The following is a 12,987-nucleotide window of genomic DNA, read 5'->3' as shown; positions in this document are numbered from 1 at the left end:
TTACACCTGCTGAGCTTTCCCGCAGGGGCAATTGCCGAGAGGGCAGGAACCATCAGGCTGTTCCTGGCATTTCTGAACAACCGCAGACCTGTTCATTCTCGCCTGTTTCAGGCGATGAGCTACAACTGGCTTTGGCTCGGCATTCATTCGCTGACCGACATCATCCAACTGCACAGGCGGCACCACCTCACCATCCCTTTCAATCAACCCGGGCATTTCCGGCACCTTCGTTTTCTGCCCACTGCCCTTACCCGGCGCTCCGCCGGCATTCACCTTGATCGCAGCTCCGCCCAGGGCGACACCGCTGGGGTCGATCTTTACAAAGCCATCGCCGGCCTTGAGGGTGATTTCCGCGCCGGCTTCGATGACAGCCTTCTGCCCGGCCTTGATGTGCAGTTCGGTGCCAGCTTCATTCAACCAGGCCGCCCCCGCTTTCAGATGTAGTGTGCCTGCCACCGAGAAACTGTGGTCCTTGCCCGTCTGCATTCGCCTCTCGCCATCGATCGTGCGATGCGCATTGCCTTTGATATGGCTGAAGCGATGGTTTTCCACGGTCAGGTGACTGTCGTTCCTGATCACTTCGGTGCGGTTGTGCTCGGTGAGCAGGTCCAGGTCTTTCTGGGCGTGGATGTAGATCTGTTCCTTGTCCGCTTCGTCCTCGAAACGTAATTCGTTGCTGCCCTCACCCTTGTGAGTCTGGGTTTTCAGGGTGGTGCGGGTTTTGTGTTCCGGCAGTGCGTACGGCGGTTTGTTGGTGGCGTGGTAAGTGCGCCCGGTGATGATCGGCTGGTCTGGGTCACCATCCAGAAAGGACACAATCACCTCGTGACCGATGCGGGGCAACGCCATGAAACCATATTGCCCGCCAGCCCAGCCCTGGCTGACCCGAAGCCAGGCACTGCTGTGTTCATCGTTCTGGCTGTAACGATCCCAGGGAAAACGCACCTTAACCCGGCCATGTACGTCGCAGTGGATTTCTTCTCCTTCGGGGCCGGTGACGATGGCGATCTGCGGTCCGTCCATGATGGGGCGATGGGTACACTGTGGCCGCCAGGTAAGGTTTGCGGGGATGGCACTGAAACGGTTGTGGTAGGTAGTCGGTTCCGATCCGCCCTCTTCCTCTAACGTCTGCGGCTGCTGCCCCTGATGAATAACGGCCGTGAGCAGCCAGTCTCGGTTCAGGGTCGGTTGGTCGTGATCAGTGAGTTCAACCTTGGCCCCCGGTGCAAAGTCCGGGCGATTGCTTTCGCCCTGGGCGGTGCTAACGTCGTTTCGAAGCGCGTCCAGTCTCGCCTGGGTAAAGGGCTGGCCACTGACATCGGCCTTGAACCGGCCCGGGTAGTCGAAATGCTGGTAGTCGTCGCGATGGTTGGGCGCGCTGGCGCTCTGCTCATGCATCAACGCGTAGGCGGGATTCTTGAAGGTGTAGTCTTTGAGCGCCACGGAAGCGGCGCGTACCCGTTCCTGGTAACGAAACCGGAACACCGACAGTTGCCGGTGACTACCACCCGCAGAGGCGTTATATCCGACTGGAACCAGAACCGGCGCATCGCCATGATGGTCGGAAAAAATCAGCCCGACTGGTGCACTGCCGTCCACCGCGCCATGCTGATAGCGGAAATGCCAGCCTTCCTCCGCCGCCAGCCGCTCCAGAAACGCCAGATCACTCTCTCGGTGCTGAACGCAGTATTCCCGCTCCGCCGGCTCGCGCTTGAGCTCAAGTACCGAATCCACAATGCCTCGCTCTTCCAGCAGCGTGTGTGCAATGGCGTCGGGACATTGTTTCTGGAAAATCCGACTGTTGTGCATCAACCCCAACCGCCACAACGGCGGCTGAATGACCAGTTCATAGCGGGTTCGGCGGTGGCCGGTGTCGCCGCGAACAAACTCACTGACCACGCCGGTGAAGCGACGCAGAGGTTCACCATCCTGCCAGACCATCAGTTCAACCGGTTCCTCGAGCACATCGGCGGCGCCAATAGCGGGATCGGTACTGGCCAGCTGTAAGCGGCCATGAAACAACTCGGAAAGGGCTTCGGTCAGCGCAAAGCCGACTACAGAAAAAACGTCTGAGGGAAACTCACCGACACGGACGGTGAACTGCAATCCATTTGCCTGAGGCATGCCTTCAATCCTTTGAAGCATTCTGAATTTCCGGGCTCCCACATGTCTTGGGCAGAACCGATACTTCCGGGGTGACCTCCTGTCATCCCGGAAGTGGGGCCAGTCTAATACAAGCTGCGGGGCAGTCGGTACCCTGCAAGTAGTTGTTGTGTGAACGGGTTGGTATTACTGGCGGCATGAAGTCGATATTTCATTTCGCCATCGTCCACCTGGAAGCGTACGTCCACGGCACTATTGCTGACACCGGTGATATCTGCCTGGTCCAGCAGGCGAAACAGTGCCCAGGGGCCGTTTTCCGAAATACTCCGGGGTGATCGGTTTACCTGGATCGGCACCAGGGTTATCCGGCTTTCCACGCTATCACGAAGGGTATTGGGCCAGACCAGGGGAACGCTCTGGCGGGGGCCGTGGCTGAATTCCACCAGCTGGCCATCCAGGTTGACCACACTGCGACGCTTGTTCGCCGACAGGTTCAACGGTTCAAGGGCGAACTCAACGTCCAGAGAGCCGCCCCGGGTGAAGTAGGCCCTGCGGATCCGATCAGCCTTCTCCAGCGAGTTGAGAACATCACGGCGAACCAAACTGGCGCGACGGGCATCGCCCACCTGTTCGGGATGTTCATCCAGGAACAGCTTGAGATTGTCCCGGTAGAAGGTATCCAGCACCCCTTCAGGTCCAAAGAAACGCTCAAAATCCTGCAGGGCAACGTCGCGACCGGAGCTTGCACTGAATGGATAATGGCGGGCGAGGTTCTGCTGGAACGGCTGGTACACCTCCCGGTACCACTCCCGCTCAAGCTGCGCCACAGCCTGGTCCAGCAGAACCCGCCAGCTCTCATTTGCCAACTTGCCGAGCATGCGATTCAGTGGTTCAGGCTGGTTATCAGCCATACGTTGAAGAGTAAAGATGGGGTCTGCCCCCTGCAGTCCCAGGCGGGCACGTGCAGCGGCAAGAGCGGCTTTGCCCTGGTCTGGTGATTCCTGAATATTGCGCATGTATTCATGGAGATCACCAACCACGAGCATGATCTGGTCCAGCCCGGTCGGCTCTTCACCGGTTTTGCGAGTGAGTTCATTCAGGTCGGCAAACTGACGGTCAATTTCCACCAGCATCTGGAAATGAGGGGATTGTTCCAACAGGGTTCTCGCCGCGGCCTCGTCGCCCTCTTTCGCGGCCAACAGACGGGTGTTCTGCCGGACTTGCCCAAGCAGCTGAGCTAATGGTTTATGCCCGCTGGTCAGGCTTTCCAAAATCCGCACACCGTGATTCAGATCCTCCAAACGGTGCAGGTCCAGACGGCTGAGCGCCTGCCGCCAGGCGCCGACATAGTGCTCAGCGTAGAGGGTTTGCAGACCTTTCTGCAGCTCCGCCTCGTCCGCCTTGCTGAAATCGACATTATCACGGCGCCCCAGCACCCAGGCATCGATCAAGGCTAACCCTGTCACTGAACCGGATTCCCTCAGGAACCATTGCTCCAGACCGTTTCTGGTTAGCAGAGCCGGAATCATCAGCGGGTCGCGCTGGTCGGATGCGGGGTGGTTCGTTGGCTCGCCATACTCATCCACCTGCCTGAAGACCGCACTGAAAGCGGGGCCGGAGGTCCGAGCCAGATCGACCGGCGCGCGGTATTCCCGCTCGGCTTTCTCCTGCAGGTCGTGATAAACCCGGGTGGGCGTAGCAACTTGCCCCAACTCATGCTGAGCCCATTGCACGCTGCTACGAAAAGGCGCCAGTGCCATGGTAGCTGTGGCATCACCGGCCCGGGCCAGAGCGCCCAGATCGGTATGCTCCATGGCGTAGCTGAGGTGCTCCAGCAGGCTTCGCTGCAGGTCTTTCTGGCCGGGGAAGCTGCGCTGCCAGTACTCACGCATATAACGAATGACCAGATCGCTGCGTCTGCCGCTGGCGTCGTAGAGCATTCGGAGCACCCGTAAGTGATCAAGGCGCTCAGTGTGATCGTCGGATACCTGCCCCATTTCACCCATGACACCAAACATCAACGCCGGCAGGTATTGGTAGGCAAGCATATCAAGATAGGCGGTCTCCACCGCAGGTCCAACCCGATGCCCCTGGTAGAGGCCCATATCGGTCACCACCGGCCACTCCTCATGATGGCCCCCGAAAGCAAGGGTGGCTTTGCGCAGCTCGCTCAAGGGTTCCAGCAGATTGCGGCCGGTGGCGTCCGGCTCAAATCCGACCGGTTGCCAGTTGTCGAGGAAGCTCCGTACCCGGCTTTCAACCTGATCAGCGGCACCAGCGTTTTTCTGAAAGTAGTGCTGCCAGCCCGCTGTCATCCCTGCTCCAGCGCTGATGGCCAAGACAGCTGCCGCTGCGACTGCGTGCTGACGTCGACGAATGACTCGGTGATTATCACCGGCAAGACCCGCTTCCCGGTAGATGATGTTCGGAAACAGGGAGTGGGCAAACAAGCTGGCACTCTGTCCCGTGCGTTGTGCCGGCTGAATCGGCGCAGCCATGCCATAGTTGGTTGCCGCCGCCGACACGAAGGCATCTTCCGGGACACCTTCCTGAACCACAGACGTGAAGTAGGTACCCCGAACCAGCGCCGGTGTTGAAAACGCATCGGAGGACAGCAGCTCGGCCAGAAACCCTTCCAGGGTCGGCTTCAAACCAGCGAGTTGGCGGGTAAAGGAATACACCGCAGCCTTGTCTTCAGCATCGTGAAGATCCGCGAGCACATCGGGCAAGCGCTGAGAAAGCCGGTTGCTCAGCGCGGCAAAGCGTTCGGCGAATTCGCTCAGCCAGTCGTCGTTGTCGAGCCGGTCGCCCAGCGCAAAGGTAAAGCCGAGCGCCTGTTCCTTTTCCTCCTTGCTCAGCCCTTTCACCAGAGGGCCAAAACCATAAAGCAGGTCCATCTTGGTGAAGCAGACGTAAACCGGCAATCGGGCCCCTAGCTGCTCCATCAATTCTCGCAGTCGCGTTCGCAGCAAGATGGCCTGCGCCTTGCGCTTGGATTCACTGGTGACGCTGAGACTCGCCACATCCACGGTCAAAACCACCCCGTTCAGCGGTCGTTGCGGGCGATTGCGTTCTAACCAGTAGATAAAATGCTGCCAGAGCCGGTGAGGAAGCTCAGACCCGGCGCCATCATCATAGCCCTGACTCAACAATTCACCGTCAGGATCAATCAGCACGCCGTCATCGCCAATCCACCAGTCAAAACCAATGGGGTTGTGATCTGCGCGGCTGTTTCGAGTCACGTTAGTCAGCGTGTAGGTTTGCCCCGAGCGTTGAATCAGACTGCTCTTGCCGGCGTCCTCCAAACCCATCACCAGGTACCAGGGCAGACGATAAACGCCTTTGCGGCCGGGTAAATTGTTCTTTAGCAATGCAAGCTGACGGTCCAGCAGCCGTTGCTGCCTGCGCTCATAGGGCAAGATGGGGTCTTCGAGTTCCTGCTCGGCTTCGGCCTTGGCGCTGTCCACTTTGCGCAGTCTACCGGCTAGCATGAAGCCCCAGAACATTGCGACCACCAGGATGACGCCCAGCGTTACCAGTGCTCGCATCTGCCACGCGGCCAGAGGGTACTCGCCATTCATGGGCCAGCTCGGCCCCAGCCACCAAGTGGCCACCAGCAACGCAATCACCCCCAGGGCCAGGGCCGATGGCGCGGCGCTCCGAAGGTAAGGCAGCAGCCTGCCGCCAATGAGTAAAACCTTTCTCCACATGGTTTCCATTCCTGCAATAACTCCCTGATGTTTCTATTGATCAGGCCAGCCGATCCAGCTGCCGAATCAACGCTGGTTCCCACTCATTGAGCGCCAACTCCTGAACCTGCGAATGCAGGTCTGCAATTTGTTGCGTCGCCAGTGCGCCGAGGCCCGCTTCTTTGAGCACCTGGGCATTGGTCAGACGCCAGTAAAAGCGATCGCGCGGCTCTCTGGACTCCGCCAGCCCTTCATCCATCAACTGCATGGCCGCAGGCAGTGCGTTTTTCGACACCAGTTCCCGGGCCTGGTCAAAGGCCAGCTCCCACGGGTTGGCACTGGCCCCCTTACCGCCATTTCCCGCTGGTGCGGCCCAGAGCCAATCGGCTGCCTCGCCACCCAGAAAGGGTGTGCCATCGTTGAATGTCAGTTCAGTCAGTTTCGGCAGCCGCTCGATAAAGGCCTTCACATCCTCACGAATAGCCTGTGCGCAGGCCTCGTAACCCAATGCGCTAGCCGTGCGGGCACTGAACCAGTGGCCATCAAGCCAGAACGGGCTTACCGACAGGCTCTGCTCAATCCGTTGCCACAAGTCGGCATCGGGAGCTTTATCCAGGCATTCCCGATACTCGGCCACCCGGTCCGGGCTGACCGCTGCCAGGTCCGTTCGCACCTCATCCCGGGTCGGCGGCACGCTGGTGATGCCATGCCAAATGGCATATCGCCTCATCCGATATCCCAGAGCACTGTCCGGGGTGCTATTGGTAAGCAGGTCGGCAACCTGGAGCAGACTTTGCCGGGTCGCCCGTTCATTGCCGGGATCCAGGGTCAGTGCCCCCAGATTTGGTATAGCGGTCTGAACCAGCCTTTCGGTACTCGCAGGCGCCGGTGTTTCGGTGTGCGACGTCTGAGAACCGGCGGGTGCGGATTCACTCGCTTTTAGCAATTTTTCAACGGCCCGCCGGAGATCACCGATGGGGTCTTGGGGCAATTGCAGATCCACAGCACGGGCGTGTAGCTGCTCAATCAGTTCCAGGCAGAATTCACGGCCATCGCCAACACTGCTATCAAACGACAGTCCCGCGGCATGTTTGCCGCTTCGCTGCAGCATCTGGGAAAACATCATGGTGCGCGCCCGTTTGCCCCGGTCTCCCGGGTAGGGCCAGGCCTGGTCCCACCAGTTCTCCAGGACCTGTTGCAGCAGGTACAGGGACAGCGCAAAGCGTTCGCCATCACCGCCCCGCTGCAGGCCCAACATCAGGAAACCAAGGACGCGCAGATCCTTGCTTCGATCCGACAGGATCTTGAGCGCCTCGCTTTCCACTTTCTGCCAGTCAATCTCAGTGTGGGCCAGGGACCCCATTTTCATTATTTCGTTTTCCAGGAACTCCAGGGCCACGTCGTCTTCGAGTTTGGGTCCCATTGCCAGGTCACCGCTCAGCGGCGCCAGCACCTGTTCCGCATACGGATGTTGTACAACGACCTGCATCTTCAGCTCCCTCTACCTGCCAAGCACATGTATCTACCAGCCACACGCCGAGCGGAGCGGTTGAATAGCGTCACTGAAACCAGACAGGTCGAACACCAGTCCATCCAGCTCGGACGTGTTGGCCGTCAGAGTGATGTCCGCTGCCGACGTCAGGGCCTTGATCAATCGAATTGCGGGCAGGCCGCGGCCGCCACTCACCAGATAGCCGCCACCGCGAACACGCCAGTCGGCTTGCCCGTTGCCTAAATCCAGCGTTATCCGTTCGGCATTCAACGCACTCGGCAGCATCAGCGCCAGCTCGGTAATGTTGTTGTGGCACTGCAACACCAGCAAGGGTCTTGGCGGCTGCGTGCCCAGGGCACCAACGGTTACCAGATGCCCGGCAGCATCACCGGTATTGCGATACACCACTGCTTGTCGCTCCCCAGCCTGGGCAAACGCCTGGCGCCAACGCTCAGGCTGATTGCCCCGGGGTAAACGTGCTTCGCGAGCAGTCTCGGTGGGCATGCCAAAGAGATCGTCATAGCAGGCAAGGCGCTCCAAGCGGTTGGTCTCCTGGGCACAGCCGCGAGCGCCCTCCATCAGATTCGCCATCGCTGGCGCCGGCACCAAACCGGCGAACAATGCCGCGATACAGACCGTGAAAAATCTCATAGGTCGACAACCTGATACTTCAGACACTTGTGCGCCAGGGTGCGCTTGGGTAAACCGAGACTCTCGGCCGCCTGGGCGCGATTCCCGCCGTACTGTTCCAAGCGCTGACGAATAATGGCGGCCTCGAACGCCTGGGCGGCCGCCTTGAGATCGCGAATGTCCTCGGCCTCGGGCCCACAGGGCCGGGTTTTAGGCGCAACCTCGGCGCTGAACTGGGCACTGTCCTCACCAAACAGATCCTCCAGACGCAGCACCTCCGGCTGGATGTCGTCTCCGGCAGGGGTTTGCAGGCAGGCCAGCTCGATGATGTTGCGCAGTTCCCGAACATTGCCCGGGAAGTCGTACTCCTGCAGCTTTTGCAGGGCATGACTGCTGATGCCCACCGGGCCGGAACCCTCGCGGCGGGAATACAACCGGATGAAATGACGGCTCAGGGCTTCCAGATCCGCAGGTCGCTCCCGCAGAGGACTCACCCGCAGCGGAAACTGACTCAACCGGTAAAATAAGTCCCGGCGGAAACGACCGTCTTCAATCCCGCGCTGCAACGGCTGGTGCGTTGCCGCCACCAGCCGAAAATTTGAATGCTGTTCGGCCTGGGCGCCAAGCGGACGGAACGTTCGATTCTCCAGAACCCGCAGCAACTTTGACTGCAGCGCCAGGGGCATATCGCCGATTTCATCCAGAAACAACGTGCCTCCGTCTGCCTGCGCCAGAAGCCCATCCTTGGCTTGATCGGCACCGGAAAAGGCGCCCTTGGTGTGCCCGAAAAGCTCGTTTTCAAGCAACGTATCCGGGATGGCCGCACAGTTAACGACCACTAGCGGTCCTTTAGCTCGCTCCGACAGGTTGTGGATGCCACGGGCCACTACATCCTTGCCACACCCGGTTTCGCCCTGCACCAACACCGAAAGCTGGCTGCCTGCCGCACGGACAATCTGGGCTCTGAGCTGATTCATGGCCACGGAGTTGCCTACCAACTCCTGAGCCAGCCGCTCACAACTCCGGCGCAGGCTGTCGGCGCCGTGCAGAGTATCTAGCGACCGCTTGAGCATTCGCCGCTGCCAGACCTGATCGCGGCTTTGTAACTGGCTTACCCACTGGTGTGTGAGCACTGTCGTCAAGCCGTTGTAAAGTGGCTGGGCAACGATCCCGTTCCACTCTGGTTCATCCCGACACAACACCAGTACACCGAGGGTACGGCCATCTGCTCCAACCAACGGCTCGATCCACAGCGACCGGGGTCGATCACTGGCATCAAACAACGCCTGAAACCCCGCATGATCCAGCCGGTAACTGGCAGCCCGGGATAACTCTCGAGCCTGCCCGGAGCGCAGGACATGGCTGAAGGGGTGACTGAAATCGGCACAGTCAAACTCGCCCCGTTCCGCCAGCTCCGCGCAGTGCAGGGTGCGGCCGCTAAGATCCAGTTCCAGCGCCCAGCACCGGGTCAGGCCGAAGACTCTCGTGAGTTGAGCGGTAGCTGTCTCCAGCAGCGTCGGCAAGGTGCTCTGCCTGATCAGTGCCACCGCAAGATCAATGCCGGTGTGCAGCTCCATCTGCATCCGTCCCATGATTCTGTTCCCTAGTCGCTACTCGACGGTTCCTGAAAAACAGTTGTCGGTAACGCTCAGCGTTACCTTGCCAACCGGCTCCCGGGCTGCCAGCTTTTCCAGCAATGCCAGTGACACCGGTGGCAACAACTCGCCCTCAATGATCGACTCCAGCATCCGGGCGCCGTTCTCACTCCGCGTCGCCCTCGCGCGGATGGCCTCAACCAGTCCGGCCTCCAAGACAACCTCGGTTTGGTAGCGGGCACGAATCTGCGCCGCGAGCCGCTCGAGCTTGTCATCGACAATGCGATTGAGGGTGTCGTCATTGAGGGGCAGGTAAGGCACCACTTCCATCCGGGCCAGCAATGCGGGTTTAAAGAAGCCCGCCAGCTCCGGATAGAGCGCCTGCTCAATCTGCGCGGGTTCGTCCGCATGCTTCACAATGGTTTGATAGCCGAGATTCGAGGTCAGGAAAAACACCACGTTCTTGCAGTCGATAAGCCGACCTTCGCCATCGGCCAGCTCACCCTTATCAAAGGCCTGGTAAAACAGGTTAAGAAGCTCCGGGTGCGCCTTTTCCACTTCATCCAGCAAGACCACGGAATAAGGTTTCTGACGGATGGCCTCGGTCAGGATGCCGCCTTCGCCAAAGCCGACGTAGCCAGGGGGCGAGCCAATCAACCGGGATACGGTGTGCTTCTCCTGATACTCCGACATGTTGATGGTGGTAAGGAACTGACGTCCGCCGTAGAGCAACTCGGACAGCTGTACCACGGTTTCGGTCTTGCCCACGCCACTGGGACCCACCAGCAAGAAAGCGCCCATCGGCCGCCCGGGTCGACGAAGGTCTGCACGCGCCGTCAACAGGTGCTGGTGCAGGCAATCTATGGCTGTATCCTGACCCTTGATGTGAGCCTGCAGATAGTCCGGCAGCATGGTGATTTTGTGCAGTTCGTCAGTGGTCATCCGGTTCACCGGGATACCGGTCCAATCGGCGATGACTTCTGCCACCTGGCGGGCATCGACACGGGGATGCACCAGAGGTTCGTCCGCCTGCAAGGTCGCCAATTCCTGCTCAATGGCTGCCGCCTGTTGACTCAAATCGGAACCCGATTCAGCGCTGTCCTGGTCGTTCGCCAAGGTCTCCGCTTCTGAATCCGACAACAGCCGCTGGCGGATGTCGATCAGCTGGGTCACCAGCTGCCGTTGGACTTCCCAGCGTTGCTCAAGCTCATCCGCGTCAGCTCGCAAGGTCTGTAGCTGGGACTCAAGCTCTGCCTCCCGGTCAGCATCAACGTGCTGCCCCAGGCTTTGCTCCCGGGCCAGGAGTTCCTGCTCCATTGTGAGCTGGTGCAGCTCACTACGGACATGACTGAGCCTGCGGGGCGGCGTACTCAGGTTCAGACTGATGCGGGCGCAGGCGGTGTCCAGCACGTCGATGGCTTTGTCCGGCAATTGACGCCCTGCCAGATAACGCGCCGACATTTCAGCGGCGGCCTTCAAAGCGCTGTCGGCAATCAGAACCCGGTGAGCTTCCTCATACACAGAACGCAGACCGCGCAGGATGTGAATGGCCTGCTCCGGTGAAGGCTCATCCAAGGCCACGGGCTGGAAACGACGACTGAGCGCCGGATCCTTCTCGAAGTATTTTTTGTACTCGCGCCAGGTGGTTGCGGCAATTGTCCGCAGTTCTCCGCGGGCCAGTGCGGGCTTGAGCAGATTAGCGGCATCTGAACCACCTTCACTGTTGCCGGCACCGATCAGCGTATGCGCCTCGTCGATGAACAGAATGATCGGCGTAGCCGAGGCTTTAACGGCCTCAATCACACCTTTCAGGCGTTTTTCGAACTCACCCTTCACCGAAGCACCCGCCTGCAGGGCGCCCATATCGAGGGTCCAGAGCGCGACGCTGGCCAGTCGCTCGGGCACATCGCCGTTTACGATACGCAGGGCCAGGCCCTCGACCACCGCACTTTTGCCAACCCCGGCGTCACCAACCACAATCGGGTTGTTTTTTCGGCGTCGGCACAGGATATCGATCATCTGGTCGATTTCAGCGTCCCGACACACCACCGGGTCTAGCTTGTTGTCTCGAGCCAACTGGGTGAAATCGGTGGCGAAACGGGTCAGCGCTTCCAGATCAGTCGCTGGCATTACGGGCGCTGCTGTGTCACCAACCGATTCCGGCTGCTCTAATGAACCTTCAGTCAGTGCATCGAACTGGCGCCGTAATTGTTCCCGATTGATTTCACTCAGCTCACGGCTCACCGGCGGCACCAGGTAACGGTCAGCGTTCAGCAGCAGAGCCACGAACACCGCTCCGGATCTAAGCTCTGAATGGCCCAGTTCGGCCGAAGCCAATAGCCAGGCATCTTGAAGCAATTCAATCAGCAGCGGCGAAAACGAGGGGTACGGCTCCGCAGACTGGCGCTCCCCCATCAGACTGTCACCGACCAACGGCAGCAATTGTTGATGGTCCACGCCCGTGCTTGCCAGAATCTGGCGCACATCGGAGAGTGGAGTTTCCAGCAGTTTGAACAGCAAGTGGGCGGGGGTGATCTCCGCTCCCTGACGACTGATACATAACGCCGCGGAGGCCTCCATGGCCACCCGGCAAGTCTCGTTCAGGCGCCCAATCAGCGCCGGCAGTTCTACCCGAATCACAGTGATATCCTTATTTAGGTAGTTGTTCCAGAACGCTGAGCACATCCTTGATGCGTTCGTTCAGCGCCATGTTGTAGAGCGAATACACACCAGCCATTGCGGCGATAAATAGACCCGCAATGCCCCAGAGCGACCAGCCCCGTCGCAGACGATTGCGGGCCGGTGTCACATTCATCAACGCATCGGCCAAAGGTGCCTGCTCATCGTCCCCGGCCAGCTCCCGAAGCTGTTCGTAGAGCCCCCGCACAATTCGCTGGTACTCTTCCCGACCGTTTTCCATGACCTTGTAACGCCCCTCAAAGCCAAGCGACAGGCACAGGTAAACGAACGCCAGCATGTCCCGGTAGCGATTGGGTTCCTGCTCCATGCGCCCCAGGATGGCGAATACCTTTTCACCACCCCAGGTCTCGTTGTGAAACCGGGACAACAGCGAATGCTGCGACCAAACGCTGTGTGCCCCCCAGTCAGTGCCCAGTACGGCTTCATCGATGAAGGCACAGAGGGTGTAGCGATAGGCCACGACGGTCCGGCGTTCATACCCCTGCTCGATCAGCTCGCGATCGATGGCAGTGATTTCATCCACAACTTGCTGATAAAGGTCTTCAACACCGCGAAACTCCGCCAGTCGGCGAACCCGGATAACCAGACCCAGCAGTGGCGTTGCGGCATCCACCAGGCGATTGTCCTCCAGGCCGCGAAGCTGGAAACGCTCGTTGGCAAATCCAGAGGCGTCGCCCGGTCTATGTCGACCAGTATCAGCAAACATCAGCTCGCTGACATCACTGCTGCCAGCGTTATGACTGCTGTAGGGCGAATCGATAACCGATGCATCTGCCAT

At 59.6% G+C, this 12,987-nt stretch carries 7 protein-coding genes; all 7 read right to left on the bottom strand.

What is annotated here, in order from left to right; all coding sequences use genetic code 11:
• The 7 genes from FCS96_RS01165 to icmH all read right to left on the bottom strand — a co-directional run bounded on the left by FCS96_RS01165 (position 1) and on the right by icmH (position 12,987).
• Entirely contained in the window at positions 1–2,124 is a 2,124-nt protein-coding gene (locus FCS96_RS01165; RefSeq protein WP_138439602.1) for a type VI secretion system Vgr family protein, read from the bottom strand.
• Positions 2,125–2,228: 104 nt separating this feature from the next.
• On the bottom strand, positions 2,229–5,822 hold the full coding sequence (gene tssM, locus FCS96_RS01160) for a type VI secretion system membrane subunit TssM (protein ID WP_138438413.1): 3,594 nt from the start codon (positions 5,820–5,822) through the stop codon (positions 2,229–2,231).
• A 31-nt stretch (positions 5,823–5,853) separates the two neighbouring features.
• Positions 5,854–7,281: a type VI secretion system protein TssA gene (gene tssA, locus FCS96_RS01155; protein WP_138438412.1), complete on the bottom strand. Its 1,428-nt coding sequence runs from the start codon at positions 7,279–7,281 to the stop codon at positions 5,854–5,856.
• A 33-nt stretch (positions 7,282–7,314) separates the two neighbouring features.
• Entirely contained in the window at positions 7,315–7,935 is a 621-nt protein-coding gene (vasI, locus tag FCS96_RS01150) for a type VI secretion system-associated protein VasI (RefSeq protein WP_138438411.1), read from the bottom strand.
• Entirely contained in the window at positions 7,932–9,497 is a 1,566-nt protein-coding gene (locus tag FCS96_RS01145; RefSeq protein ID WP_138439601.1) for a sigma-54-dependent Fis family transcriptional regulator, read from the bottom strand. The genes vasI and FCS96_RS01145 overlap by 4 nt, the downstream gene beginning before the upstream one ends.
• A gap of 27 nt (positions 9,498–9,524) precedes the next feature.
• Positions 9,525–12,149, bottom strand: coding sequence for a type VI secretion system ATPase TssH (tssH, locus tag FCS96_RS01140; protein ID WP_171040639.1), 2,625 nt, complete (start codon positions 12,147–12,149; stop codon positions 9,525–9,527).
• 10 nt (positions 12,150–12,159) lie between these two features.
• Positions 12,160–12,987 (bottom strand): type IVB secretion system protein IcmH/DotU, encoded by an 828-nt coding sequence (gene icmH, locus FCS96_RS01135; protein WP_138438409.1) that lies wholly within the window; start codon positions 12,985–12,987, stop codon positions 12,160–12,162.

Origin of the sequence: Marinobacter alexandrii (assembly GCF_005871205.1) — a bacterium.
GTDB lineage: Bacteria > Pseudomonadota > Gammaproteobacteria > Pseudomonadales > Oleiphilaceae > Marinobacter > Marinobacter alexandrii.
This window is presented reverse-complemented; position numbering and strand designations above follow the sequence as displayed.

Bases quoted from the DNA above. Each gene is read 5' to 3' on its own strand.
- icmH (WP_138438409.1), bottom strand. From the start codon at position 12,987: ATGGCAGATGCATCGGTTATCGATTCGCCCTACAGCAGTCATAACGCT.
- vasI (WP_138438411.1), bottom strand. From the start codon at position 7,935: ATGAGATTTTTCACGGTCTGTATCGCGGCATTGTTCGCCGGTTTGGTG.
- tssA (WP_138438412.1), bottom strand. From the start codon at position 7,281: ATGCAGGTCGTTGTACAACATCCGTATGCGGAACAGGTGCTGGCGCCG.
- tssM (WP_138438413.1), bottom strand. From the start codon at position 5,822: ATGGAAACCATGTGGAGAAAGGTTTTACTCATTGGCGGCAGGCTGCTG.
- FCS96_RS01145 (WP_138439601.1), bottom strand. From the start codon at position 9,497: ATGCAGATGGAGCTGCACACCGGCATTGATCTTGCGGTGGCACTGATC.
- FCS96_RS01165 (WP_138439602.1), bottom strand. From the start codon at position 2,124: ATGCCTCAGGCAAATGGATTGCAGTTCACCGTCCGTGTCGGTGAGTTT.